Source organism: Haemophilus sputorum CCUG 13788, from assembly GCF_000238795.1.
GTDB lineage: Bacteria > Pseudomonadota > Gammaproteobacteria > Enterobacterales > Pasteurellaceae > Haemophilus_A > Haemophilus_A sputorum.
In genome coordinates this window covers 66,238-91,446 of sequence record NZ_AFNK01000031.1, presented here as the reverse complement: position 1 = coordinate 91,446, position 25,209 = coordinate 66,238, and the positions used below count along the sequence as shown (strand labels likewise).

Below are 25,209 nucleotides of genomic sequence, written 5' to 3'. Positions count from 1 at the left end.
GAGAATCTTTAGTCAATTAAGAGTAATGGGCTGAGTTTATTGTAAGTGCTATTGAATACGTGCATTGATATTCAATATTCACTCAATCAAATCCCCTCTTTTGCAAAGAGGGGAAGGGGAGATTTGGCAATCGTGATTTACGAAGAAATTTAGTTAAGTTTAACCATTATTTCTGTGGCTCAGCCGTAGATGGTGCAGTTTTTTCTTCTTGCATTTTCATCATTTGCATTGCCATATCCACGCTTTTCTCTACTGTTTTACGGCGCGGATCTTCTTCAGGAATCAGTTTTAACATCATGCCCCAAGTCATGGCAGCCATTTTATAATCTTCTTCTTCAAAAGCACTGAAAGCCAATAGGCTAAGTGCATCAAGATTAGTATGATCTTTACGAAGAATCTCTTTTAGCAATTTTTTACCTTGCTCTTTGTCTGCAGGCGTATTAGAGGTCATAAGCAGTTGAGCGTAGGTTGATTGATATTGCAAGTTTTCAGGCTCAAGTTGTGCCGCTTTGCCGTAGCTTTCATAAGCTAGTTGCCCATCTTCTTTTGCCATCCCAATTTGCCCTAGCATAAACCAACCTTTGGCATTTTGCGGGTTGTTCTGCAGGTCTGTACGTAGTGCAATTGCAAATTGGTTCAGCTCTGCTTCAGAAAGCGGATTCGTATCTTCACTCTTAATGCGTTCGTAAAAATAGGTGAGCTTTTGATGCGTCATGTTTACCATGTCAGCCGCTTGCCATGAACCGACTTGCCAGTACGCACCGACACTAATTGCAGAAACGGCAACTAACAGTGCGGCAAAAGTTCCTTTACCAAAGCGTTTTTGAGAAGCAACTTGGTCTTGAGTTTCTGCTGGAATATCGTCTAACAAGCTTTGTTGAAGCTCAAGTTTTGTCTGTTCAGCATCTTCAATGACACCTTCGTTAGCTTCTTTTTCAACTTCATTAAGACGATCAAAATAGAATGCCTTGTTTAGTTGATCTCGTTCAGTTTGTGAGATGCGGTTTTTTTGTTTGAGTAACGGGTAAAAGCCGATGGCAGCAATCACCAAGGTAATCAATAGGGCGACAAGCCAAAAAGTCATTTTTTATCCTTATTTAAAATTTCATCCAAACGGGCTTGATCGAGAGCCGATTTTGTAAATTTTTCGGTATTTTCGACCGCTTGTGGCGCTTTACGGCGGCGGAGAATGAGCCCAATCCCGGTTAAAATCAATAAGACAGGCAACACCCACAAGAAAATAGTTGCCGGCGTCATTGGCGGGTCGTAGGTAACGAAATTGCCGTAGCGCTCAATCATATATTCTACCACCTCTTCTTTGTTTTTGCCTTGCTTGAGTAGCTCTAAAGTTTTACCACGCATATCTGTTGCAATGGTTGCATTAGAATCCGCAATGTTGTTGTTCTGGCACTGTGGACAACGCAAGGTTTGAATAAGAGATTGATAGTCCGCTTCTTGCTGCGGGTTATCGAATTGATTGAATTCGATAGGGGCGGCAAAGCTAACATGACAAAATGCTAATAATAGAAAAGAAAATTTTTTAGTGAACATCATGGTTTTAATTTCTCATAAATCGGTTTCAACGTTTCATTCCAGACTTTTTCATTTACATCACCTGCGTGGCGGTAGTGAATGGTGCCTTTGCCGTCAATAATGAAGGTTTCAGGTGCGCCATAAACGCCAAGATCTAAGCCAAGTGAGCCTTTCGGGTCAAAAATAATTGCTTTGTAAGGGTTGCCGTAACTCGCTAAAAATTTCATTGCTTTTGGGCGTTCGTCTTTATAGTCGATGCCAACAATTTCTACCCCTTGTTTAGCCAGTTCGGTTAAATAAGCGTGTTCAGCATAGCAAGTTGGGCACCAAGTCGCCCACACGTTTAAGAGGCGAGGATGCCCGGTTTTCACCACGTTTTCATCTAATATTTGGGCTTCATTAACAACTGACTCTAATTTGAATGTCGGCACAGGTTTACCTACAAGTGCAGATTCAAGTTTTTTCGGGTCATCACCATTGCCGTTGCGGAAAAGCTGCACCATTAAGGCAATACTGAGAGTTAGGAAAATTGCTAAAGGAAGAAAAAGTTTTTTGTTCATAATAAGCGGTCATTTTTAGTTGAAGTTTTGCAAATTGAAATCACCGCTGTTGAATTGACTAAAACATAAGTGATTTCTGCCAATATCAAAAGGAATGGTTAGGCTGCTAGGCGCATCACCAATCCTTTTTGCTGTTATTTTCTTAATTTCACGGTTTGAATTTCGTGATTATGTCCTTTCTCTAAAATTAGATTCGCTCGCTCACGGCTTGGCAATATATTTTGTTTAAGGTTCAAGCCGTTGATTTCATCCCAAATAGTGGAAGCAGTGTGAATTGCTTCTTCTTCCGACAAACGAGAGTAGTGGTGGAAGTATGAATTTGGATCTGAAAATGCGCTGCGTCTGAATTTTAAGAAGCGATAAATATACCATTCTTTAAGTAATGCTTCATCTGCATCCACATAAATAGAAAAATCGACAAAATCAGAAACGAAAACATTATGCGGGCTTGAAGGATAATTCATGCCACTTTGTAATACATTTAAGCCTTCTAAAATGACAATATCCGGTTGATCGACAATGTTAAATTCATTTGGAATGATGTCGTAGGTTAAATGCGAGTAGATCGGGGCTTTCACTTCACGCTTGCCCGATTTAATGTCCGCCACAAATTGCACCAAACGATGGATATCATATGATTCTGGAAATCCTTTACGTTTGAGCAGTTGTTTTTCTTGCAAAGTCGCTAATGGATATAAAAAGCCATCAGTGGTGATTAAATCGACTTTACGATCATGCGGATAGTGAGAAAGCAATGCTTGTAAAATACGTGCAGATGTACTTTTCCCGACAGAAACACTCCCAGCAATGCTGATAATATAAGGGACTTTGGGCGCTTCGACACCTAGAAACTTATGTAACACAGCCTGACGCTTTAAGTTTTCTTCTATATAGTAGTTAATTAAACGAGCAAGCGGGAGATAAATAGTACGAACTTCTTCAAGAGACAGTTCTTCATTAAAACCTAATAGGGGTTTTAAGTCTTGTTCTGTGAGTTTTAATGGTACAGATTTACGTAGGGCTGCCCATTGCTCACGATTAAAGGTTAAAAAAGGCGTGATTTTTCGGTTTTGTTCGAGGCTCATTGCCAACATCTCTGATTTTGTTCACTAAAAAGTCACCGAAACGGTGAAAGAATGGTGCAAACTATACAATATAAATCAGTCTTCTTGGCGATTTATTCCCTAAAAATGCATGAAACTTTCTATTTTTTCATCGTTTTGCTGATTTAAACGGCGAAAGAAAGGAATTTTTTATTTTTTTGAAAAAAGTACTTGCGCCCCATTAAAAAATCTCTATAATGCACCTCACTTGCTTACGACAACGCAATGCCGACTTAGCTCAGTAGGTAGAGCAACTGACTTGTAATCAGTAGGTCACCAGTTCGATTCCGGTAGTCGGCACCATTTTGTGTAGTTTAGTCAAGTATTCAATTAAAGCGTGGAGGGGTTCCCGAGCGGCCAAAGGGGGCAGACTGTAAATCTGTTGGCTCAGCCTTCGAAGGTTCGAATCCTTCTCCCTCCACCACTTTCCTAAATTGAATCGCACAGTATGGGACAGACGAATTTAGAACAGCGGGCATCGTATAATGGCTATTACCTTAGCCTTCCAAGCTAATGATGCGGGTTCGATTCCCGCTGCCCGCTCCAAACGCTGATATAGCTCAGTTGGTAGAGCGCACCCTTGGTAAGGGTGAGGTCGGCGGTTCAAATCCGCCTATCAGCACCACTCTTCTTTTCTAACTTCTTATCTTTTCTCATATTTAAGTTTTATATTCTACATGTGGTTAATGTGGTTATACACCATTGTAACCGTGTTTGTTTAAGAGGCTTTTTAAAAATGTCTAAAGAAAAATTTGAACGTACAAAACCGCACGTTAACGTGGGTACAATCGGCCACGTTGACCATGGTAAAACAACTTTAACAGCTGCAATTACAACTGTATTAGCAAAACACTACGGTGGTTCAGCGCGTGCATTCGACCAAATCGATAACGCACCAGAAGAGAAAGCTCGTGGTATCACCATCAACACTTCACACGTTGAGTACGATACTCCAACCCGTCACTACGCACACGTTGACTGCCCAGGACACGCGGACTATGTTAAAAACATGATTACCGGTGCGGCACAAATGGACGGCGCAATCTTAGTAGTAGCAGCGACAGATGGTCCAATGCCACAAACTCGTGAGCACATCTTATTAGGTCGCCAAGTAGGTGTACCTTACATCATCGTATTCTTAAACAAATGCGACATGGTAGATGACGAAGAGTTATTAGAATTAGTTGAGATGGAAGTTCGTGAACTTCTTTCACAATATGACTTCCCAGGTGACGATACACCAATCGTACGTGGTTCTGCATTACAAGCATTAAACGGTGTTGCAGAATGGGAAGAAAAAATCCTAGAATTAGCAAACCACTTAGATACTTACATTCCAGAGCCAGAGCGTGCGATTGATAAACCATTCTTATTACCAATCGAAGACGTATTCTCAATTTCTGGTCGTGGTACAGTAGTAACAGGTCGTGTTGAGCGTGGTATCATCCGTACTGGTGATGAAGTTGAAATCGTAGGTATCAAAGATACAGCGAAAACAACAGTAACTGGTGTAGAGATGTTCCGTAAATTATTAGACGAAGGTCGTGCGGGTGAGAATGTTGGTGCATTATTACGTGGTACTAAACGTGAAGAAATCGAACGTGGTCAAGTGTTAGCGAAACCAGGTTCAATCACTCCACACACAGACTTCGAATCAGAAGTTTACGTATTATCAAAAGAAGAAGGTGGTCGTCACACTCCATTCTTCAAAGGTTACCGTCCACAGTTCTACTTCCGTACAACTGACGTAACAGGTACAATCGAGTTACCGGAAGGCGTAGAGATGGTAATGCCAGGCGATAACATCAAAATGACAGTATCATTAATCCACCCAATCGCGATGGATGAAGGTTTACGTTTCGCGATTCGTGAAGGTGGCCGTACAGTAGGTGCTGGTGTTGTTGCGAAAATCATCAAATAATTTGATGTAAGCAAATAGCTAAGAGAATCCCCAATCTTGTAAAAGAGTGGGGATTTTTATTTTATTTAAGAAGGTATTATGAAATTTATTTTACCGACAGGGTACTTTGCGATCACGCTAGGAGTAAGTGCATTGTCCCTTGCATGGCGTCATGCAGAATCTATCACACCTTATGCCCCACAAGTAAGTTTCGTTTTAGGCAGCGTTGCTTTTGTGCTTTGGTTGTTATTTATTAGTTTGTTTATTATTCGTTGTTTTAAACATTTCGATACCATTAAAGAAGAATATAACTGCCCAATTCGTTTTTCTTTCTTCGCGTTAATTCCTATTACAACGATGTTGATGGGGGATATTTTACTAGCTTGGTCATCCATATTAGGTGAAACATTGATTTGGCTTGGCGCTATCGGGCAGCTGCTTTATGCACTTATTCGTATTGGTGCATTATGGCAAGGGAATATTTTTACCGACACTGCCGCGCTACCGCCATTTTATTTGCCAACAGTGGCAACTAACTTTACGGCAGCAACATCACTGACACTTATTGGCCATAATGAATTAGCCATTTTCTTCCTTGGTGCTGGTTTTATTGCATGGTTTATGTTTGAACCGATTTTATTACAGCGTTTACGTTTAAATGAAACCCCCGTTCCGTTAAGAGCTTCGTTCGGAATTATTCTTGCACCAGCCTTTGTCGGCTCAGCGGCTTATTTAGTGGTAACTGGCGGACAAGTTGATTTAGTAGTTAAAATGCTTTGGGGCTATGGCTTCTTACAATTAGCTTTCTTATTGCGCTTATTCGGTTGGATTGTCGTAAAAGGTTTTAATGTTGGCTTTTGGTCATTCTCATTCGGTCTTGCTTCTATGGCAAATGGGGCAACTTACTTATATCAAATCCCAGAATTAGCGACTTTTGGGCTAGTAGTTTTTATTATTGCGAATATAGCCATAGCATTTTTAATGATCAAAACATTCGTTAAATGGCTAAGAAAAGAGTTTTAAACTCGCTATAGTTGGCGGAATCATTTCGAGAGTTAGCGTTTTCCAGTACAATAGGCTAGATTTTCTGAAATTATAAGGTAATAAAATATGCAAATTATTCAATCTCAATTTCCTGTGCGCCGTATGCGCCGCTTACGTAAACATGATTTTAGCCGCCGTTTAGTGGCAGAAAATCAATTAACGGTAAACGATTTGATCTATCCTGTTTTTGTGATTGAAGGTGAAAATCAACGTGTGCCTGTTCCGTCTATGCCGGGTGTAGAACGTTTAACCATCGATCAATTATTGGTAGAAGCTGGCTTATTGGTGAAATATGGCGTGCCTTTAATTGCATTATTTCCCGTAGTGGGCGATGAGCGTAAATCGTTAATGGCAGAAGAGGCCTACAATCCAGAAGGGCTTGCTCAACGTGCGGTGCGTGCATTAAAAGCAGCGTATCCTGAATTGGGTGTGATGACAGATGTAGCTCTCGATCCATTTACCACACACGGGCAAGATGGCATTATTGACGACGATGGCTATGTATTAAATGACATCACAACAGAAGTTCTAGTGAAACAAGCGCTTTCTCATGCTGAAGCGGGTGCTGATATTGTTGCGCCAAGTGATATGATGGATGGACGAATTGGTGCGATTCGCGAAGCACTTGAAGCTGAGAATTTCATCAATACACAAATTATGGCGTATTCAGCGAAATATGCTTCGAACTACTACGGCCCTTTCCGTGATGCAGTTGGATCAGCAGGTAACCTTAAAGGTGGCAATAAATATACTTACCAAGTTGATCCAGCCAATGCAAACGAAGGATTGTACGAAGTGGCAATGGATATCGAAGAAGGCGCAGATATGGTCATGGTTAAACCGGGCATGCCTTATTTGGATATGGTATGGCGCGTAAAAGAGAATTTTGGTGTGCCAACTTTTGCTTACCAAGTTTCTGGCGAATATGCGATGCATATGGCTGCGATTCAAAATGGTTGGTTGAAAGAACGTGAGTGCATTATGGAATCTCTCCTTTGTTTCAAACGTGCAGGGGCAGACGGCATTTTGACGTATTTTGCGAAACAAGTTGCTGAGTGGTTATATCAAGACAACCATAAATAATCTCTCGCAAGCGGTCGAGTTTTCATTGAATTTTGCAAAACGTTCATGATTTTCGACCGCTTGTTTGTGTTAGAATCTGCCTTATTTCAATAAACTAGATAAGATTATGCAGAGTTTAACCCCGTTTCATACCTTTCATCTGCCTGCACAGGCAAGCCAGATTATTCCTTTTACTTCAACAGAACAACTTTTAGCTGAATGGCAACGTGCTACTTTGACAAATCAGCCGATCCTTATTTTAGGGCAAGGCTCAAATATGCTGTTTTTAGATGATTTTGAAGGTGTGGTCTTAGTGAATCAGCTTAAAGGCATTGAACATCATGAAGATGCGGATTTCCATTATTTAACCGTGCAAGGTGGCGAAAACTGGCATGCTTTAGTGAAATGGACGTTAGAGCATGGCATTGCGGGTTTAGAAAATTTGGCGCTTATTCCGGGTGTAGCCGGTTCAGCACCGATTCAGAATATTGGTGCTTATGGCGTCGAGTTTGAACGTGCATGCGATTTTGTTGAAGTATTGAATTTGCGCACAGGTGAGCTCTTCCGCTTAACAAAGGCAGAATGTGAATTTGGCTATCGGGAAAGTGTATTTAAACACCGTTATGCCGAAGGTTATGCGATTGTGGCAGTCGGCTTGAAATTGCCGAAAGCATGGCAGCCTGTACTCAGTTACGGTTCATTAACGCAGTTTGATGTAGCTACAGTGACACCGCTTGAAGTCTTTAATGAAGTATGTGCGGTGCGTTCGAGCAAATTGCCTAATCCTGATGAGTTTGGAAATGCAGGAAGTTTCTTCAAAAATCCTGTTATTGAGGCTGCAAAATTTGCCCAAATTCAGACCGCTTTCCCACAGATTCCAAATTATCCGCAAGCGGATGGTCGTGTAAAATTAGCGGCAGGTTGGTTAATTGATCAATGTGAGTTAAAAGGCTTTCAAGTTGGCGGTGCAGCTGTCCACACTCAGCAAGCATTGGTGTTAATTAATAAAGATAATGCGACAGGTCAGGACGTAGCAGATTTAGCTAAAGCAGTACGCAAACGCGTGCGTGAGAAATTTGGGGTTGAGCTTCATCCAGAAGTGCGTTTTATCGGAAAACATGGTGAAGTAAATAGCGAAGAGGTGACTCGTTAAATGAAACTCAACCAGCCCGATTTACAAGCCGCATTATTATGCGGAGAAGCGGTCATTTTCGATGAAATTGATTCAACTAATGAATACTTATTACGTGAATATAAACATTTAGCAGTAGGCTCAGTATGCGCGGCTGAGCATCAAACCGCTGGGCGCGGTCGCCGTGGACGCTCATGGTATTCAGGCAAAAGCCAGAATCTTTGTTTTTCTTTGTTATGGCGTTATAGCGCAGATGAAGTTCGTCAGGTCAGCGCATTAAGTTTGGTGGTCGCTTTAGTTTTGGCAGAAAGCTTTACTGAGTTGGGCATTTCAGATATTCAAATTAAATGGCCGAATGATGTCTATTACCAAGGGAAAAAGTTAGGTGGCATTTTAATTGAAAGCCGCTTTGAAAATAATGACTACTATTTGGTGATCGGAATTGGCTTGAATTTGAGCATGGATCAGGTTGATCTCAATGTGGTCAATCAACCTTATGCTGATCTTTCAGCCTATCATTTAGAACGTAATCAATTGTTGCAGAAAATTGTGCCGCAATTGCAAAAAAATCTGAAAATTTACCCGCTTGTTGGCTTTGAAAATTATGTTGAACGCTGGCAAAGCTATGATTTATTTTATGGTAAACCAGTTAAGCTCCTTGCAGGAGATACTGAAATCCATGGGATCTCACAAGGCATCAATGACAAGGGCGAACTTTTGTTAGAACAGACAGGCAAGATAAATGCCTATGCGATTGGCGAGATGTCTTTGCGAGCGCAATAGAGCCAAAACAGATCGCCGATCTTATTAGGCAAGCAAGAATAGAGAAGAATTCTAAATCATCCCTTTACTTATCGGCCTAGCTGGGGTAGAATTGGCTACCTTTTTTAGTTCTATGTCGCCAAAAATAGTGTGCGGCTTAATTTAAACATATTTAATTCCTTGAGGTGATGGCATATGCCAGTAATTAAAGTTCGTGAAAATGAATCTTTTGACGTTGCATTACGTCGTTTTAAACGTTCTTGCGAAAAAGCAGGTATCTTAGCAGAAGTTCGCGCACGTGAGTTCTACGAAAAACCAACGACTATTCGTAAACGCGAAAAAGCATCTTTAGCAAAACGTCACGCTAAACGTAATGCTCGTGAGAACGCTCGTAATACACGTTTATACTAATTTGTAACGTTATTCACAAATCTTAACTAAAACCGTGAAACCATTTGGAATCACGGTTTTAGCATTTTATGCCGAGAATGCTTAAACGTTCAATTTGCATAAAAGGCATTTTTCCTATCTGCATCGGAGGTCATAATCAAAGGCATTATTCCACGTTCATTTATTGATGATCTCATCGCCCGTACAGACATTGTCGAGCTGATTAACAGTCGCGTGAAGTTAAAAAAATCTGGTGCGCACAGTTATCAGGCTTGCTGTCCATTTCATCATGAGAAAACCCCTTCTTTTTCTGTGAGTCAACCTAAGCAGGTTTATCACTGTTTTGGCTGTGGCGCGCATGGCAATGCAATTAGTTTTTTAATGGAATTTGATAAGTTAGAGTTCCCTGAAGCGATTGAAGAACTTGCTGCTATGCACGGGCTGGAAGTTCCACGTGAAAATGTGCGAAATCATAATGGCCGGCCACAAGTAGGTTTTCAAACCAAACGAGACTTATATGGTTTGATGGATGCGATTGCTAAGTTATATCAGCAAAAGTTAACTAGTGATATTCCAAGCCAAAGTTATTTGCAACAACGAGGGTTGTCTGAAGAGATCATTCATCGTTTTGAGATTGGTTTTGCGCCGAATGCCTTTGATACGGTGCTTAAACAGTTTGGTTCTTCAGCTGAGGAAACCCAAAAATTGATTGATACAGGGATGCTTTCACGCAATGAAAATGGCAAAGTTTATGATCGTTTCCGACATAGAGTAATGTTCCCTATTCGAGATAAGCGTGGACGAGTTATTGCATTTGGCGGAAGAGTGATGGGCGATGAACGCCCGAAATACCTCAACTCACCAGAATCGGTAATTTACCATAAAGGGAGTGAGCTTTACGGCTTGTTCCAAGTACTGCAACAAGATGAAAATCCAACCTCGTTATTAGTTGTAGAAGGTTATATGGATGTGGTTGCGCTTGCTCAGTTTGGGGTAAATAATGCAGTCGCTTCTTTAGGTACAGCAACAACAAGTGAGCAAATTCAGCAAATGTTTCGGGTGACTGAACAAATTATTTGTTGTTACGATGGTGACCGAGCAGGACGAGATGCCGCGTGGCGAGCTTTTGAAAATGCGCTGCCTTATTTATATGACGGGCGCCAGTTAAAATTTATTTTCTTACCAGATGGGGAAGATCCAGATAGCTTTATTCGTCAGCAAGGGAAAGTACAATTTGAACAATATGTGCAGGAAGTGGCAAAACCGTTAAGCGAGTTTTTATTTGATTCGTTACTTGCGCAAGTTGATTTATCAAGTCAAGAAGGCAAATCTAAATTAGCTTCGCTTGCTGTGCCTTTGATTAACCGTATTCCTGGGGAAATGTTACGGATTTATCTGCGTAATTTACTCGGCCAAAAATTGGGGCTTCTTGATCCAAGCCAACTAGAGGCGATGTTGCCTAATCGAATGCCAACACAGCCAAAAGCAAACCCTACGGAAAAAATTAAACGAACACCAATGCGTTTGTTGATTGCGCTATTACTGCAAAATCCAGAGCTTGCAAAACATGTGCCAGATTTATCACCTTTGCAAAGCCTAAATGAGGCAGGTTTTGATCTGTTTGTAGAGTTAGCAGCGACTTGCCAACAGCATGTGGGGATAAGTATGGGCGCCTTATTGGAGCATTGGCGAGATAAATCGGAGTACCGTACACTTGAAATTCTAGCGAATTGGGATCATATGGTAAGCCCTGAAAATATGGAAAAAGAATTTATCGAAACGCTTGATTTTCTTTATGCCAAATTAGTAGAAAAACGTATTGAAGTTTTAATGGCAAAAGAACGAACAACCGGCCTAGAGCTAGATGCCGCTGAAAAGCAAGAGCTTGCCTTGTTATTAGCGCGCTAACAAGCGGTTATTTTTGTGAAAAATTTTGCAAGGCTATCAAGTTCTTGACAAATAATGATATAATTCAACACTATTTTGACTGCTCAAAAACGGAACAAAATTATGGAACAACAATTAGTAGATCAACAATTAGAACAGCAATCTCAAATCGCACTTTTGATTGCGCAAGGTCGTGAACAAGGCTATTTAATTTTATCTGAAGTGCATGACCATCTTCCAGAAGAATTGGTGGATGCTGAGCAGATCGAAGATATTATTCAAATGATCACTGACATGGGGATTCAAGTTTTTGAAGTCGCGCCAGATACGGACGAACTCATGTTGGCTGAGAATATTGCTGATGAAGATGTGGTAGAAGAAGCAACCAAAGTGCTTTCTACCGTAGAATCTGAGTTAGGCCGTACGACAGACCCTGTGCGTATGTATATGCGTGAGATGGGAACCGTTGAGCTATTAACCAGAGAAGGTGAGATTGATATTGCTAAGCGCATTGAAGAAGGAATCAATGAAGTACAATGCGCTGTTGCAGAGTATCCAGAAGCATTATCTGGCGTCTTAGCTTGCTATGAGCAAGTAGAAGAAGGCACGATGCGTTTGGCAGATTTAGTGACGGCATTTATTGATCCAAATTTAGAAGCTGCCACTGAAGAGCATTTAGATCCTGATTTACACCATGATGCAGAAGTTGAAGGTGCTGCAGATATAGATGAAGAAGAGGAAGACGAAGATGCTTCTGATTCTTCGGATAGTAGTGATGATAATTCAATCGATCCTGAAGTGGCGCGTGAGAAATTTACTAAACTTAAAGAGCAGCACGAAAAAGCCTTATTAGCAATTCAAAAACACGGTAGAACACATAAAAAAGCACGTGAGCAAATTCATGCTCTTTCTGATATTTTCCGTGAGTTTCGTTTAGTACCAAAACAATTTGACCTGTTAGTTGAAACGATGCAGAAGTTAATGAAGCAAGTGCGTGCACAAGAGCGTCAAATTCAGCGTTATGCGGTTGAATATGCAGGTATGAAAAAAGGTGATTTCTTAAAAGCCTTCCAAGGTAATGAAACTTCTGAAGAGTGGATTGAAAAAGCTATCAATGCGAAAAAAGGTGGGGCGCCTAAACTTGCGAATTATATAGAAAAAATTCGTGTAAATATTGCTGCATTACAAGAGCTTGAACAGAGTTCTGGTTTAACTATCGCCCAAATTCGTGAAATTGGCGGACGTATTGCAAACGGTGAATTAAAAGCTCGTCGTGCGAAAAAAGAAATGGTAGAAGCCAACTTACGTTTAGTTATTTCGATCGCGAAAAAATATACCAACCGTGGCTTACAATTCTTAGATTTAATCCAAGAAGGGAATATTGGTTTAATGAAAGCGGTGGATAAATTTGAATATCGCCGTGGTTATAAATTCTCAACTTATGCAACTTGGTGGATTCGTCAGGCGATTACTCGTTCTATCGCAGACCAAGCGCGTACGATTCGTATCCCAGTGCATATGATTGAGACGATTAACAAACTTAACCGTATTTCTCGTCAATGTTTACAAGAAATGGGGCGTGAAGCGACACCGGAAGAATTGGCAGAACGTATGAATATGCCAGAAGATAAAATCCGTAAAGTGTTGAAAATTGCCAAAGAGCCAATTTCTATGGAAACACCGATTGGCGATGACGATGATTCACATTTAGGCGATTTTATTCAAGATGAAAGTCTTGAATTGCCGTTAGATTCTGCAACCGCGGAAAGTTTACGTATAGCCACAAATGAAGTACTCGAAGGATTAACGCCTCGTGAAGCGAAAGTATTACGGATGCGTTTCGGGATTGATATGAATACCGACCATACATTAGAAGAAGTGGGTAAACAATTTGATGTAACGCGTGAGCGAATTCGTCAAATTGAAGCAAAAGCATTACGCAAATTGCGCCACCCAAGTCGTTCAGAAACATTACGTAGCTTCTTAGATGACTAATTAAGAATAAAACCACCGATAGGTGGTTTTATTTTTTTAGCAGATTGATGTTTTTTTAGAAATATCGCTAAATTTTTAGGCAAACGTGATTTTTATTGAAAAATTTATTTGACGCCTAGCTGAAAATCCTTATAATGCGCCTTGTTGATTCGTTACGACGAGACAACAAGGTGTTGCCCGAGTGGCGGAATCGGTAGACGCAAGGGATTTAAAATCCCTCGCCTTTCGGGGCGTGCCAGTTCAAGTCTGGCCTCGGGCACCATTTAAATTACCAAATATGCGGGAATAGCTCAGTTGGTAGAGCACGACCTTGCCAAGGTCGGGGTCGCGAGTTCGAGCCTCGTTTCCCGCTCCATTTTAAAAGATAGCACCATGAGGTGCTTTTTTTATATCTAAAATTCCTATCATCATTTTCTTGCCATATAAATTTAATTTTCTGTTTTTTCAGTAAGTTTTTTGTAAAACAGTACATAAAAACAACCGCTTGTTACAATTTTGTGATCTATTTCACAAAAATTGCCATTATTTCTGATCTTATGTGTGCATTTGATTAAAATAACCATATTAAGTTATCAGAGGATAAGATATGAAAACACTAGGCGAATTTATTATTGAGAAACAGGCCGAATACCCTGAAGCGAAAGGCGAATTGAGTGGTATTTTGTCTTCTATCCGTTTAGCGGCGAAAATTATTCACCGTGAAATTAACCGAGCGGGATTAAGCCAAGACATTTTAGGCGTAGCAGGTTCTGAGAATATTCAGGGCGAAGCACAAATGAAATTAGATGTCTTTGCTAATGAAACGATGAAACAAGCGTTAATAGGACGCGAAGAGGTGGCTGGCTTTGCTTCAGAAGAAGATGATACTTTTATTGGCTTTGATACTGAGCGTGGGCGTAATGCTAAATACATTTTAATGACCGATCCGTTAGATGGTTCTTCTAATATTGATGTGAATGTTTCTGTGGGTACGATTTTCTCTATTTATCGTCGTATCTCACCAATTGGCACACCGGTAACCATGGAGGATTTCTTACAACCAGGCCGTAAACAAGTAGCTTCTGGTTATGTGACTTACGGTTCTTCAACCATGTTAGTTTATACCACTGGAAACGGTGTGAATGGCTTCACTTATGACCCATCTTTAGGTCTGTTTATTCTTTCTCATCCAGAGATGAAAATGCCGGAAAAAGGCAAATATTATTCTATCAATGAAGGACAGTACGTTACCTTCCCAATGGGTGTGAAAAAATTCATTAAATACTGTCAAGAAAGTGATGCAGCAACTAAGCGTCCGTATTCTTCACGTTATATTGGCTCATTAGTATCAGATTTCCACAGAAATCTCTTAAAAGGCGGTATCTATATTTATCCTACATCCACGGTTTATCCGAAAGGTAAATTACGTTTGTTGTATGAAGGTAACCCGATGGCATTCCTTGCTGAACAAGCGGGAGGTATGGCAACGGATGGCTTTAATCCAATTTTAGATATTAAGCCAGAAACCTTGCACCAACGCGTACCATGCTTTATCGGTTCGACTGAGATGGTTAAACAAGCGGATAAATTTATGCAAGAATTTGCAGAATAATCATCATAAATGAAAAAAGCGATGTGTTTCATTCACATCGCTTTTTTATTTCCATCGATTAGCGTAATTTTTCTATTTGGCTGATCTCTCTTTTCAGCAAATCAATTTCAGCCTGAATTTGGAAAGTTTTTGCAAGATTTTCAGCTGTCAGTACCGCTTGAGTTTCTCCGTATGCTGCAATTTTCCCTTGGTGCAGTAAAATCACTTCATCACAGAAACGATAAGCCAACGACAGGTGATGAATGGCAACGACACATGTATGTTCCGGTGTGAGTGATTTAAGCTGTTCCATCATATCAATTTGATAATAAGGGTCGAGAGGCGCAATCGGCTCATCTACCAATAAAACAGGGGATTCTTTAATACAGCAACGAGCAAGTTGTACACGTGCTTTCTCGCCACCTGAAAGTTGTTGGAAAGGTTTGTTGAGTAAATGTGTCACTGCAAATTTTTCTGAAAACGCTTGAATTTTTGACCGCTCTTTTTCTTTTGGTAACGGAGCTGCCAAGCCTAATGCAATCACATCATAAACGGATAAATCCCAATGAATTTGCGTATTCTGGGCCAGGTAAGCAATATGTTGGCTTTTTTCAGTCGCATTCATTTTGCTTAATGACTGAGCATCAAACCAAATTTCTCCTTGTTTGAGGGGCAATATGCCAGCAATACTTTTTAATAACGTGGATTTTCCCGCGCCATTAGCACCCATAATGCCAACTAATTTTCCTTTTGGAATTTGACAAGAAATATTGGTTAAGCCGTATGGTTGACTGAGTTGTTTAATGTTAATCATATTTTGTCTAAAAAAGATAGGCTACCTGAAGTAGCCTATTGTAATGCTTTATTTCAAAATAAACATCGGTGTGTCGCTGATAGGATCACGATGAATGATGACATCTAAATCAAACACATCCTTCAGCAACTCTTCGGTCATCACTTCATCAGGTGTGCCTTGTGCCATTACGGCACCTTTTTTCATGACGATTAAGTAATCGCAATAGCGGCAGGCTTGGTTGAGATCATGCAACACCGTAATCACAGTTTTGCCGTTTTGTTGCATTTGTCGCATCATGCCCATGAGTTCTGCTTGGCGGTTTAAATCCAGATAAGTAGTCGGCTCATCGAGTAGCACTAATTCAGCATCTTGCGCAAGTGTCATGGCTAAAAATACCCGTTGTTGCTGACCACCAGATAAATCGGAAACCAACTGTTCGGCGAGTTCAGTAGTTTGTGTTTGTGTCATCGCCCAATTAACCAATTCTTCATCTTTTTGGCTGAGTTTACCCCAGAGGTTTAAGTAAGGCGAACGCCCGTAAGCAATCAATTCGCGTACTTTAATGCCTTCAGGTACCAAGTGTTGCTGCGGGAGAAAAGCCAATTCTTGGGCATATTCTTTAGGGCTTTTTTGCCAAATATCCTGACCTTTATGGGTGATTGAGCCTTGCTTTGGCTTAAGCAAGCGAGCCACAGCTTTTAATGTGGTGGACTTACAGCAACCATTTGGGCCGATTAATGCAATCACTTTATTTTTCGGGAATTTTAGCGACAGATTTTTAACCACGAGTTTATCTTGATAACCTAAAGATAAATTATTGATTTCAATGCTCATTATTTAGTTCTCATCAATAAGTAGAAGAAATATGGCGCACCGATAATCGCAGTCAGAATACCCGCTGGTAGTTCAGTTGGTGGGTCAATCACCCGCGCCAAAATATCCGAAAGTTGTAATAAGAGGGCGCCAATAATCAAGGCTGCCGGTAATAGGGTGCGATGTCTGCCACCGACTAAACGACGGGCAAGATGCGGAGCAACCAAGCCTAAAAAGGCAATCGGACCACAAATTGCCACAGCTGTAGTGGAAAGAGCTACCGCTAACACTAAAACGCTAATTTGCACTTTATTTACGGTTACGCCCAGGGTGGAGGCTTTGTTTTCACCTAAACCAAGGGTATCGAGATCGCGACAGAAAATAAATGGTAAGGGCAGCAATACCACTAACCATGGCAATACCACATTCAAATAAGACCAGCTGCGCCCCCACAGGCTTCCTGTGAGCCATAACATAGCCGTGTTGATCTCGACCGGATTGGTAAGCATCAGATAATGACTAATGGCTGCCCATAATGCGGAAAGTGCGACCCCAATGATTGCCATTTTGATAGGGCGGAAGTTAAAACCGCACACGATCCATAAAATGACAAAAGAGAGCACGCCGCCTAAAAAGGCAAAAATTGGCATCCAGTAAAATGCTAAGTTTGGCAAGAACATCAATACCGAAACAGCAACTAACCCTGCCGCATTGTTTATCCCTAAAATATCGGGAGAGGCAAGTGGATTACGTACCACGCTTTGCACTAACACACCGGAAATTGCTAAGGCACCACCTAATAAAATCGCTAACACTGCACGGGGTAAGCGATATTCCATCAAGGTAAAATAGTTTTTATCGTCAGGCTGAAAGGCCGCCCAAATTTCCTCAAAGGAAAGCGTGTAAGTGCCAAGGCGAATACTCAATCCAAAGAGTAGTACCATCAGACTAAGCGTGCCGACATAAAAGCCGATAGCGCGAAAAGATACATGAGAGGTTCGCATTAGTGTCTTCCTCTGGCAAATAATACAAAGACTGGGGCACCGATTAAGGCAAGTACCGCACCGGCAGGCACTTCGCTAGGAAAGTTGACCGCGCGGGCAATGGTATCTGCAGCGAGCATTAAAATTGCACCGAGTAACATCGCCATAGGGAGCGATTTTCGCAAGTCATAACCAATCCAATAGCGGGCAAGGTGGGGCACGAGTAAGCCAATAAAGGCCACGGGACCAGCAACACTTACGCTTGAACCCACAATCAATAATGCCATGATGTTAGCGTACCAACGTAAACGGAAGAGATTGATGCCTAGGGAACGAGCGGATTCATCGCTTAAATTGAGTAAATTCAAACGACTGGCAAAAAGCAGGCAGAAAAGTGCGGTCAAAATAAAGAACGGAAATAACGTCAATAATTCATTCCAACGGGCATGTGCAATGCCGCCAGCTAGCCAACTCATAATACCGAAGGCATGATCTTCCGCGATAATGAGCACCAATTTCGTGAGGGCGGCACAAAGTAGTGATACAGCAATCCCCGCTAAAATCACCCGGCTACGATCCCCACTGTTGTCTTTCCATCCGTTGCTGATCAGCATCACCACAAACCAACTCAGACCGCCACCGATACTGGCCACTAAGGCAATGCTATAACCAGAAAGAATCAAGGGGCTAAACGCACTGGTGGTTACCATCGCAAGGCTGGCTCCCGAGTTCACGCTGAGTAGCGTAGGCGAGGCTAGTGGATTGCGCGTAATGGTTTGTAACAACGCACCCGCTACCGCAAGATTGGCACCTAAAATCATGCCAACTAATGCACGCGGTAGGCGTAAATCGGTTACCGTAATTTTGGCAATTTCATCACCATCGGGGAGGAACGCTTGTAAAGCTGCAAGCGGTCGAATTTCGATGGGATAATACAAAAACAGGCTTCCCCATAATAGGAAAGCCAGAATGATAAGGGGAATTCCCCAACGGAAAGTGGACTTCATCATTATTTTTGTTTCACGAAACCTTCAATTTGTTTTGCCATAATTTTGCTCGCTTCTAAGCCACGACCACGAGCCCACATGTCGGCGTCAACGCTGTAAACATGATTCGCTTTTACGGCAGGAATGGCTTTCCAAAGTGGCTCGGCTTCCCATTTGCGCGCAATACTTTCATCACGGTAATGGGCGATGAACAAGTATTCCGGTTTTTCCATTACTAATTGTTCAAGGTTGATTTCCACGAAAGCTTGATCGCTATTGAGTTTAGTTGGTGCAAAACCTAATGTCGTTAAGAAACTACCCACATAGCCATTGTCATTTTGGATGTTAAATTTATCTTCTCGGGAAGTACCAAATGAGGCTTTTTTGCCTTGCACACCTAAATTTTTTGCGATGTTGGCAATGTAATCATTATGTTCATTGATCTTCGCTTTCATTTCGCTACTTTTACCGACTAAATCACCAATTTTTTGCGCGGTTTCAAGATTTTCTTGATAACTTTCATGACGAGAATCGAACATCACTGTTGGCGCAATTTTTTTCAATTCTTCAAACACCGCTGTGTGACGGGAAGGATCGGCAATAATTAAATCAGGTTTGAGGGAAGCAATCACTTCAAGACTCGGTTGAGAACGCGTGCCAACGGATTGCCATGCAGCAATTTTTTCGCGCACTTGCGGCAGAATACGATCGACTTTGTTGTCGTCAGCCACACCCACTGGGCTAACACCGACTTGGGCTAAAGCATCCACAAAAGAATATTCCAATGCCACAACACGGCTTGGGGTTTTATCAAGGGTAAATTCACCTTTCGCATCTTTAACCGTCACGGCGCTAGCGAATGTGGATACCATTAATAATGCAGAAGCTAAAGTGGTTTTTAATAATTTTTTCATTTTGTGTCCTCAATAATAAAAAGTGTTCAAATTATACGCGAATTTTATGAATTGAGAATAGTTATTTTTTATATTTTGAGTGATGAAAAATAAAACGGCATATTTTGAAATATGCCGTTAGGGTTAATGTGCGATTTTTCTCTGTTGCGTCAATAACATCCAAATCAAGCAAGGGGCACCGATAAGTGCAGTCAACGTGCCAATGTAAATATGTGAAAATAGTGGGATATATAAAATTGCCAAATCAGCCAGTAATAGCAATAATGCCCCGATTAGCGCACTAGTGAAGTAAAGTTGTGATGGGCGAGCTTTCAGTAAAATACGGGCGAAGTGTGGTGCGATTAAGCCGATAAACCCAATGGTACCAGTTTGCGGAATGGTCGCACCGACTAATAAAGCGACACCAAAGGTGCTGATGAAAAAGCTACGTTTGGGATCCACGCCCATGGTGCTAGCCGTTTCTTCACCAAAGGTGAGTAAATCTAAATATCGGCGGGTGTGGTATAAACAGAAAATCCCAACCAGAACAATCGGGAGTGAAATAAGCAATGTATCTAATTTAGCCCACATCAACGAGCCTTGTAGCCAACGATAAAGTTCAGCTAATGCCCATGGGCTTTCCGCGTTGGAAAGCAGCAATGCGATTGCTGACCCAAGCAACATATTGACCGCTAAACCGCTTAGAATCATCATCGTGGTGCCGTAGTTTTTAGCGATCAAATACACGATGAAAAAGCTTAAAAGCGCGCCAATTACTCCTCCGGCTAAGAGCAGTGAAAATGGCACGGCAAAATAATAGAGGATAAATACACTAGCAACCGTTGCGCCAGCGCTACTGCCGAGCAAGCCTGGACTCGCTAATGGGTTTTGGAAAATGCCTTGCATCGCATTGCCGGCAATCGCTAGGCTGGCACCCGTCAATAAAGCTAAACCAATGCGCGGAAAACGAATATCCCACAGCACCATCGAGCGCATATCGGTGAGCACGCCATCCGCATTTTTGAGATGGGCGAAATCGCCTAGCTGATGATAAATCGCAAAGCCGCTAATCAACAGCAACGCGAAGAAAAGTGCGGTATTTAATTTTAGTGTTTTGGTCAATGATCAATTTCCTATGTAATCCAAATATCATTTGTTAATTTGATTTTGTCAAATCTCCCCTAACCCCTCTTTGCTAAAGAGGGGAATTATTATGGTGATAATTTATAATTTTGGTATTTATTTTAATTATTCATACATAAAAATAGTAACTACGTCACCCTAGGTTAATTTAATAATGAAATCCCCCTCTTTAGCAAAGAGGGGTTAGGGGAGATTTGTCAGCTACATTATTTTAATTGTTGATAAATCTTCTCCGCCCCTTGCCACACGCCGTGATCGAAGCAATAGGTATATTTCATCGGAATGCTTACAAGCGGTTGGTTTTTGAAAAAATCTTGCAGCATAGGGTGGTGCAGTAATTCAGCTTGTGCATTGTAACCTTGTTTGTCGGTCAGTGAAATTAGTACATTTGGTTGGCTTAAAATCACTTTTTCTAACGAGAAGTTTTGTGCGGTAAGTGGTGTTTTTAGTGGCGTTAATCCGAGTAAATTTAACAGTACAGGATATTGTGGGTAATAACTCTCTACCACACCTGTTTCCGACAAAATCAGTGTATCAGTAAGCGGTCGATTTAAGTGAACGTTTTGCGATTTGAGTTTTGTTACTAAATCAGTCGCCTTTTGCTCATTACCCAGTTGTTTGCCTAAGTCTAGAATTAGCGTAAATAATTCATCGGGCGTTTGTGGGCTGTCGTTAATGGGAATAATCTTCACATTGAGTTTTTTCAGCTCTGCGACTAATTGGGGATAAAAGGTTTCGTTAATCAGAATCGTTTTATCCAAATAGGGTAATAATTCCGTTAATTGCGGTTCCAGAACAGGTTTATCGGTATTGATTTTATCCAACATCATCAACGGATTTTTCGAATAAGGCGACTGTGCAGCAATTTGCGAAGGCTCCGCCAGTTCGATAAGCAGTCTGTCGCTGCAAAGCGTGAGCGAGACAAATTGTTCCGAAGCCTGAGCGGTAAACGGAAGGAAAAGTGCGGTTAAAATTAAGCGAGTTTTTTGCATATAGATAATGATACGCTACGCCATCAAGAATGTAAAAAGGCGTGCTAAGCACGCCCTTATGAGTGGGTAATAATTAGAACGATCCTTTCAACCCAACGTAAACATTACGTCCTTCTTGGCCGTAGCCCAGTACGTTTTCATATTTTTTATTGAATACGTTGTTAAGGTTCGCATAAATCGTCAAGCTATCCGCTACTTTATAGTTCACGCCTAAGTTTGCCAAGGTGTAAGATGGCAATTTTACTTTATGCGTGCTGTAGGTTGGTGAATAGTAGGTATCCATGCGTTTGCCTGTGTAAGAGACATTTACATCTGTGCCCAATTTTTCAGTGATTTGGTATGCTAAGCCTGCGTTCGCCAAATGTTTTGGACGACGTGTCAATTCAGCGCCTTTGCTATCTCGGGTTTGTGTGTAGGTGTAGTTAGCGTAAGCAGTTAATACATCGGTGATTTTACCGTTGTAAGCCACTTCAACACCTTTCACTTTGCTTTTACCTTCAAGGTTTACTGCACGGCTTGCATAAGTGGTAAAGTTGATTACTTCGCTGCTAATCGCGTTTTTCACGTTGCGAGCGAAATAAGTCACATCAAAGCTGTGACGCCCATCATTGGTTTCAAACAAGAAACCAACATCGCCACCTACACTTTTCTCTGGTTGTAAATTCGGGTTACCGATATATCGCGCGTTGTAACCGTAATATTCAGTGATCGTCGGGTTTTGAATTGCTGAACCGAAACTTGCGTGGGCTTTCACATTGTTGTGTAAACGGTAAGCGCCAGCGATACGGCCCGTCCATGAGTTTTCGTATTCAGAGCTGTCAGTGTAACGACCACTAATATTTAAGCTATGATCTGCATCGTGTAATAAGCGATATTCTGCCGCTAAGCTTTTCTCAACAAGTTTTTTATTACCTGCATTATTGAAATAAGACGAGTTGAAATCTGTTTTTTGATAGTCAGTTAAAAAGCTTAAACCTTGCGTGAGAGTGCCTTCACGATCAAAATTGACGTCTAATTGATAGTTCGCATTGAGTTTTTTCGCATCGTAAGCCGATGTGTAGCCAACGGTATCGCTGTCAGTTTTGAGATGGCTTACTCCCACTTTGTGTTTAAGCAATTCATCATCATTACCTAAGAAACCACTTAATTTGAATAAGGTGTCACGTGTACGGGTGTAGTGGCCTTTTTCATCCGTTGCGCTGTTATCAAAGTTAGCTGTTTGGCTGCTGTGAGAGGTTAAGAAGTCGAAACCTTTTTGGTTATCGTCATAGCCGAAACGAAGAGAAGCGTTATCACGATGGAATTTATCGCGTTCGCTTGAGCCACCGGTACTTACCGCTGTGCCATCTTGCGCAGTGTAGTTAAAGCGGTTTTTGCTGAGTGCTGAAATGCCTTTGGTGTGGTGACTGTCACCATGTAAAGCATAATAGAAATTGTTGTTTGAGCCTGAAAGGGTTAATGAACCATCCACTGTGCGATTCGAGCCTGTGCCAAAATCGTAATCGACATTGAAGGTTTTGCCTTTTTCTAAACCTTTTTTCGTGGTGATATAAATTACACCACCCATGGCATCACTTCCCCAAAGGGCAGATTGTTCACCGCGTAGTACTTCAATGCGGTCGATATTGCTTAATGCTAAGCCACCGAAATCAAAGCCATAGCCAGAAACAGGGTTCACTTTCACGCCATCAATAATCACAGCAGTGTGGTTTGCATCCGCACCACGTAAGAATACATTAGTTAATGTGCCACGACCGCCAGAAGCACTTACAGCTAAGCTTGGTACCGTTTTCAACACATCACTGACATAAGTCGCACCACGTTGTGCAAAATCTTTTTCGGTTAAAACGGTAACAGATGAAGCGGTTTGATGAAGGCTCGTTGGCGTGGCTGAGGCAGAATAGACGTTAATCACATCTAATTTTGCCACATCTTCAGCCGCCGCTAATGCCGGAATCGCTAATAAGATCGCTGAAGTAATCACATTTTTTTTCATTTTAAAATCCCTAGGATAAAAGTCTGTATAAAAGCGCCAGCAGTTTACACATTTGAGGCCTGGCAAGCAAATCTCTCATGATGAAAATAACTCATAATCAAAATGAATAGAATTTGAGATACAGAAAAATAAGCTATTAACTAAAAATTAAGCTATCATAATGACCATTTTTCTTTATATATCTCTTATCTCGGAATTTTATGAACAAACTTAAAATTGTTTTATTAAGCGTAGTTGCACTAGGATTATTTGCTTGTAAAAGCCAACCTGTACCTAAGAAAACGGTAAAAACCGGTTTTTTAAAAGATGAAATTAGTCAAGCTGAGTTGAATAACCCGAAAGACTACAAGCGTTATTATTACTCTTGCAATAATGCAGAAACCGGTGAGACTTCTTATTTAGCAACCTATTTCCCACTTTCAAGAGAAAGTCGATTGAAAGATAATTTCGGCTTCTATTTTCAGTTAGATGGCGGCAAAGCAATGCCGTTTGATCATCTTGAAAATAAAGTGTTGAATGCGAGAGGAAATCGATTTGAGGTGACATACCGTTCTTACCATCCTATTGCAGGTAATTACGTGAATTTAGTCGCACGTGAACGCAGCTCAATCTATTACAAAAATTATCAAGGAATGCAGTTGCCTTGGTTGGAATGTCGAGAAGGTTAGTATGAAAATAAAGGGTTAAAGCAAGTTGGCTTTAACCCTTTATTTATTATTTGGTAACTACAATTTTTGAGCCACTTGAGAAGCTCACTTGTTTTGGCTTGTTAATCGCACGGATATCAGCCGTTTTGCTGAGAAATTGCTTTTGTGCAGCTTCTGGCAGTTCGCCTAATGGTAGGCGGATGGTGATTTCCATTTGCTTGCCACTAGCAAGTGGCGGTTCAAATTCAAGTGGTAACTCTTTTGAATACAATGGTGTTTGTTTTCCAATCACATAAGAGGAAACCCAGCCAAGAGATTGGATTTGGTTTTTGCCTTTATTTTGAATCTGATAGGTTAATGTAACATAAGATTGATTGTTTTCTTCTGTCTGCACACCACGCGCAATAAATTGAATGCTTACGTTACGATTAAATTGCTCAAGCTCTTCATTTTGAGGGGCGCTTTGGGGCGTTTCTTTTTGTTGTGGTTTCGTGCTTTTTTTAGCTGGTGCTGGCGCTTTAGTTTGTGGTTGAGTTTTAGCTGGCGTTTTATTTTCTGTTTTTTCAGCCGCAAAAGCGTTTGGGAAGATTAGCCCAGTAACGAATGCATAAATGATAGCCCATGAATACTTTTTCATATTTCCTCCGTTATTTGATAAGTGGTACCAAACTCAGTTGTAAATTTTCAGAGATGACTTGATTGAGTAAATCAATATTTGGATGTTTTCCTGGGTATTGTTTGGCATCTTCAACATGTTCAGCAAACCATTCTAGCCCTTGTTGCGCGCTACAAGCGGTCAGTTTTCCATCGAATTTTGCAAATAGGGCATGATAGAGTTTTAATGAGCCTAATTTGCCCTCAATCGCAGGAATCGTGTGAATAACTTCTCCTGTGGCGTTTTTAACGTCTAAACCGCGAAGATGATCGATAGCGGGAAAGCTGGCTAAATAATCTTTGAACTGCATAAGTCTCTCCAATGATAAAAAGGTTAATAATTATATCAGTCTTTTAGTTGCTCATTA

General features: G+C 41.1%; 24 protein-coding genes and 6 tRNA genes. 16 read left to right on the top strand and 14 right to left on the bottom strand.

Translation table 11 applies throughout. The features are described from left to right. Positions 1–166: 166 nt before the first annotated feature. The 4 genes from ccmI to coaA form a co-directional block, all read right to left on the bottom strand. Positions 167–1,084 carry a c-type cytochrome biogenesis protein CcmI gene (gene ccmI / locus HSP_RS0103895; RefSeq protein ID WP_010128942.1) on the bottom strand — a complete coding sequence of 306 codons (918 nt, stop codon included), beginning with the start codon at positions 1,082–1,084 and terminating at the stop codon, positions 167–169. Beyond that, on the bottom strand, positions 1,081–1,554 hold the full coding sequence (locus HSP_RS0103890) for a cytochrome c-type biogenesis protein (RefSeq protein ID WP_010128941.1): 474 nt from the start codon (positions 1,552–1,554) through the stop codon (positions 1,081–1,083). Before HSP_RS0103890 ends, ccmI begins: the two co-directional genes overlap by 4 nt. Next, positions 1,551–2,093: a DsbE family thiol:disulfide interchange protein gene (locus tag HSP_RS0103885; protein ID WP_010128940.1), complete on the bottom strand. Its 543-nt coding sequence runs from the start codon at positions 2,091–2,093 to the stop codon at positions 1,551–1,553. The genes HSP_RS0103890 and HSP_RS0103885 overlap by 4 nt, the downstream gene beginning before the upstream one ends. Positions 2,094–2,227: 134 nt before the next feature. After that, positions 2,228–3,178 carry a type I pantothenate kinase gene (gene coaA, locus HSP_RS0103880; RefSeq protein WP_010128939.1) on the bottom strand — a complete coding sequence of 317 codons (951 nt, stop codon included), beginning with the start codon at positions 3,176–3,178 and terminating at the stop codon, positions 2,228–2,230. Between the two features lie 245 nt (positions 3,179–3,423). On the opposite strand from coaA, the gene HSP_RS0103875 reads away from it, so the two are divergent. The 15 genes from HSP_RS0103875 (at position 3,424) to fbp (ending at position 14,959) form a co-directional block, all read left to right on the top strand. Further along, a tRNA-Thr gene (locus HSP_RS0103875) sits at positions 3,424–3,499 on the top strand. A gap of 36 nt (positions 3,500–3,535) precedes the next feature. Continuing rightward, positions 3,536–3,620 (top strand) — tRNA-Tyr (locus tag HSP_RS0103870). A 47-nt stretch (positions 3,621–3,667) separates the two neighbouring features. Then, positions 3,668–3,742, top strand: a tRNA-Gly gene (locus HSP_RS0103865). Positions 3,743–3,745: 3 nt separating this feature from the next. Further along, a tRNA-Thr gene (locus tag HSP_RS0103860) sits at positions 3,746–3,821 on the top strand. A 111-nt stretch (positions 3,822–3,932) separates the two neighbouring features. Continuing rightward, positions 3,933–5,117: an elongation factor Tu gene (gene tuf / locus HSP_RS0103855; protein WP_010128938.1), complete on the top strand. Its 1,185-nt coding sequence runs from the start codon at positions 3,933–3,935 to the stop codon at positions 5,115–5,117. A 78-nt stretch (positions 5,118–5,195) separates the two neighbouring features. Further along, positions 5,196–6,119, top strand: a complete 924-nt coding sequence (tdt, locus tag HSP_RS0103850; RefSeq protein WP_007522927.1) for a tellurite-resistance/dicarboxylate transporter — start codon at positions 5,196–5,198, stop codon at positions 6,117–6,119. 87 nt (positions 6,120–6,206) lie between these two features. After that, a complete protein-coding gene (gene hemB, locus HSP_RS0103845; protein WP_007522929.1) occupies positions 6,207–7,223 on the top strand; it encodes a porphobilinogen synthase in 1,017 nt (338 codons plus the stop codon). A 106-nt stretch (positions 7,224–7,329) separates the two neighbouring features. After that, positions 7,330–8,355 carry a UDP-N-acetylmuramate dehydrogenase gene (gene murB / locus HSP_RS0103840; protein ID WP_007522921.1) on the top strand — a complete coding sequence of 342 codons (1,026 nt, stop codon included), beginning with the start codon at positions 7,330–7,332 and terminating at the stop codon, positions 8,353–8,355. Then, entirely contained in the window at positions 8,356–9,117 is a 762-nt protein-coding gene (locus HSP_RS0103835; protein ID WP_007522947.1) for a biotin--[acetyl-CoA-carboxylase] ligase, read from the top strand. Positions 9,118–9,291: 174 nt separating this feature from the next. Beyond that, the gene (rpsU, locus tag HSP_RS0103830) at positions 9,292–9,507 is read left to right on the top strand and encodes a 30S ribosomal protein S21 (RefSeq protein WP_005817878.1); all 216 of its coding nucleotides are present in this window, start codon (positions 9,292–9,294) and stop codon (positions 9,505–9,507) included. Between the two features lie 135 nt (positions 9,508–9,642). Continuing rightward, a complete protein-coding gene (gene dnaG / locus HSP_RS0103825; RefSeq protein WP_029495138.1) occupies positions 9,643–11,394 on the top strand; it encodes a DNA primase in 1,752 nt (583 codons plus the stop codon). Between the two features lie 102 nt (positions 11,395–11,496). After that, positions 11,497–13,368, top strand: coding sequence for an RNA polymerase sigma factor RpoD (gene rpoD / locus HSP_RS0103820; protein ID WP_007522902.1), 1,872 nt, complete (start codon positions 11,497–11,499; stop codon positions 13,366–13,368). 175 nt (positions 13,369–13,543) lie between these two features. Then, a tRNA-Leu gene (locus tag HSP_RS0103815) sits at positions 13,544–13,630 on the top strand. Between the two features lie 17 nt (positions 13,631–13,647). Beyond that, positions 13,648–13,723 (top strand) — tRNA-Gly (locus HSP_RS0103810). A gap of 231 nt (positions 13,724–13,954) precedes the next feature. After that, entirely contained in the window at positions 13,955–14,959 is a 1,005-nt protein-coding gene (fbp, locus tag HSP_RS0103805; protein ID WP_010128935.1) for a class 1 fructose-bisphosphatase, read from the top strand. A gap of 58 nt (positions 14,960–15,017) precedes the next feature. Here the strand turns inward: fbp and HSP_RS0103800 are convergent, their stop codons facing one another. The 8 genes from HSP_RS0103800 to HSP_RS0103765 form a co-directional block, all read right to left on the bottom strand. Next, positions 15,018–15,752, bottom strand: coding sequence for an ABC transporter ATP-binding protein (locus HSP_RS0103800; RefSeq protein ID WP_007526209.1), 735 nt, complete (start codon positions 15,750–15,752; stop codon positions 15,018–15,020). A 48-nt stretch (positions 15,753–15,800) separates the two neighbouring features. Further along, positions 15,801–16,568 (bottom strand): Fe(3+) dicitrate ABC transporter ATP-binding protein FecE, encoded by a 768-nt coding sequence (gene fecE, locus HSP_RS0103795; RefSeq protein WP_007526206.1) that lies wholly within the window; start codon positions 16,566–16,568, stop codon positions 15,801–15,803. Next, complete coding sequence (fecD, locus tag HSP_RS0103790; RefSeq protein ID WP_010128933.1) at positions 16,568–17,551, bottom strand: Fe(3+) dicitrate ABC transporter permease subunit FecD; 984 nt, start codon at positions 17,549–17,551, stop codon at positions 16,568–16,570. Before fecD ends, fecE begins: the two co-directional genes overlap by 1 nt. Then, positions 17,551–18,540, bottom strand: coding sequence for an iron-dicitrate ABC transporter permease FecC (fecC, locus tag HSP_RS0103785; RefSeq protein WP_029495136.1), 990 nt, complete (start codon positions 18,538–18,540; stop codon positions 17,551–17,553). The genes fecD and fecC overlap by 1 nt, the downstream gene beginning before the upstream one ends. Beyond that, positions 18,540–19,430: a Fe(3+) dicitrate ABC transporter substrate-binding protein gene (locus HSP_RS0103780; RefSeq protein ID WP_010128931.1), complete on the bottom strand. Its 891-nt coding sequence runs from the start codon at positions 19,428–19,430 to the stop codon at positions 18,540–18,542. The genes fecC and HSP_RS0103780 overlap by 1 nt, the downstream gene beginning before the upstream one ends. A gap of 123 nt (positions 19,431–19,553) precedes the next feature. Further along, positions 19,554–20,531 (bottom strand): FecCD family ABC transporter permease, encoded by a 978-nt coding sequence (locus HSP_RS0103775; RefSeq protein WP_007526219.1) that lies wholly within the window; start codon positions 20,529–20,531, stop codon positions 19,554–19,556. Between the two features lie 227 nt (positions 20,532–20,758). Further along, complete coding sequence (locus tag HSP_RS0103770) at positions 20,759–21,544, bottom strand: substrate-binding domain-containing protein (protein WP_007526236.1); 786 nt, start codon at positions 21,542–21,544, stop codon at positions 20,759–20,761. A 73-nt stretch (positions 21,545–21,617) separates the two neighbouring features. Continuing rightward, positions 21,618–23,540, bottom strand: coding sequence for a TonB-dependent receptor plug domain-containing protein (locus HSP_RS0103765; protein ID WP_007526180.1), 1,923 nt, complete (start codon positions 23,538–23,540; stop codon positions 21,618–21,620). Between the two features lie 200 nt (positions 23,541–23,740). Between HSP_RS0103765 and HSP_RS0103760 the strand changes: the two genes are divergently transcribed. Then, positions 23,741–24,208, top strand: a complete 468-nt coding sequence (locus HSP_RS0103760; protein ID WP_007526244.1) for a hypothetical protein — start codon at positions 23,741–23,743, stop codon at positions 24,206–24,208. Positions 24,209–24,254: 46 nt separating this feature from the next. Here HSP_RS0103760 and HSP_RS0103755 read toward each other — a convergent pair whose 3' ends face one another. Together HSP_RS0103755 and HSP_RS0103750 are read right to left on the bottom strand one after the other, a co-directional pair. Continuing rightward, positions 24,255–24,824: a hypothetical protein gene (locus tag HSP_RS0103755; protein WP_007526217.1), complete on the bottom strand. Its 570-nt coding sequence runs from the start codon at positions 24,822–24,824 to the stop codon at positions 24,255–24,257. A gap of 10 nt (positions 24,825–24,834) precedes the next feature. Further along, the gene (locus HSP_RS0103750; RefSeq protein ID WP_007526187.1) at positions 24,835–25,152 is read right to left on the bottom strand and encodes a DUF2322 family protein; all 318 of its coding nucleotides are present in this window, start codon (positions 25,150–25,152) and stop codon (positions 24,835–24,837) included. Positions 25,153–25,209: the final 57 nt, after the last annotated feature.

Excerpts from the sequence above, each read along its gene's own strand:
- ccmI (WP_010128942.1), bottom strand. The coding sequence starts at position 1,084 with ATGACTTTTTGGCTTGTCGCCCTATTGATTACCTTGGTGATTGCTGCC.
- HSP_RS0103890 (WP_010128941.1), bottom strand. The coding sequence starts at position 1,554 with ATGATGTTCACTAAAAAATTTTCTTTTCTATTATTAGCATTTTGTCAT.
- HSP_RS0103885 (WP_010128940.1), bottom strand. The coding sequence starts at position 2,093 with ATGAACAAAAAACTTTTTCTTCCTTTAGCAATTTTCCTAACTCTCAGT.
- coaA (WP_010128939.1), bottom strand. The coding sequence starts at position 3,178 with ATGAGCCTCGAACAAAACCGAAAAATCACGCCTTTTTTAACCTTTAAT.
- tuf (WP_010128938.1), top strand. The coding sequence starts at position 3,933 with ATGTCTAAAGAAAAATTTGAACGTACAAAACCGCACGTTAACGTGGGT.
- tdt (WP_007522927.1), top strand. The coding sequence starts at position 5,196 with ATGAAATTTATTTTACCGACAGGGTACTTTGCGATCACGCTAGGAGTA.
- hemB (WP_007522929.1), top strand. The coding sequence starts at position 6,207 with ATGCAAATTATTCAATCTCAATTTCCTGTGCGCCGTATGCGCCGCTTA.
- murB (WP_007522921.1), top strand. The coding sequence starts at position 7,330 with ATGCAGAGTTTAACCCCGTTTCATACCTTTCATCTGCCTGCACAGGCA.
- HSP_RS0103835 (WP_007522947.1), top strand. The coding sequence starts at position 8,356 with ATGAAACTCAACCAGCCCGATTTACAAGCCGCATTATTATGCGGAGAA.
- rpsU (WP_005817878.1), top strand. The coding sequence starts at position 9,292 with ATGCCAGTAATTAAAGTTCGTGAAAATGAATCTTTTGACGTTGCATTA.
- rpoD (WP_007522902.1), top strand. The coding sequence starts at position 11,497 with ATGGAACAACAATTAGTAGATCAACAATTAGAACAGCAATCTCAAATC.
- fbp (WP_010128935.1), top strand. The coding sequence starts at position 13,955 with ATGAAAACACTAGGCGAATTTATTATTGAGAAACAGGCCGAATACCCT.
- HSP_RS0103800 (WP_007526209.1), bottom strand. The coding sequence starts at position 15,752 with ATGATTAACATTAAACAACTCAGTCAACCATACGGCTTAACCAATATT.
- fecE (WP_007526206.1), bottom strand. The coding sequence starts at position 16,568 with ATGAGCATTGAAATCAATAATTTATCTTTAGGTTATCAAGATAAACTC.
- fecD (WP_010128933.1), bottom strand. The coding sequence starts at position 17,551 with ATGCGAACCTCTCATGTATCTTTTCGCGCTATCGGCTTTTATGTCGGC.
- fecC (WP_029495136.1), bottom strand. The coding sequence starts at position 18,540 with ATGATGAAGTCCACTTTCCGTTGGGGAATTCCCCTTATCATTCTGGCT.
- HSP_RS0103780 (WP_010128931.1), bottom strand. The coding sequence starts at position 19,430 with ATGAAAAAATTATTAAAAACCACTTTAGCTTCTGCATTATTAATGGTA.
- HSP_RS0103770 (WP_007526236.1), bottom strand. The coding sequence starts at position 21,544 with ATGCAAAAAACTCGCTTAATTTTAACCGCACTTTTCCTTCCGTTTACC.
- HSP_RS0103765 (WP_007526180.1), bottom strand. The coding sequence starts at position 23,540 with ATGAAAAAAAATGTGATTACTTCAGCGATCTTATTAGCGATTCCGGCA.
- HSP_RS0103760 (WP_007526244.1), top strand. The coding sequence starts at position 23,741 with ATGAACAAACTTAAAATTGTTTTATTAAGCGTAGTTGCACTAGGATTA.
- HSP_RS0103755 (WP_007526217.1), bottom strand. The coding sequence starts at position 24,824 with ATGAAAAAGTATTCATGGGCTATCATTTATGCATTCGTTACTGGGCTA.
- HSP_RS0103750 (WP_007526187.1), bottom strand. The coding sequence starts at position 25,152 with ATGCAGTTCAAAGATTATTTAGCCAGCTTTCCCGCTATCGATCATCTT.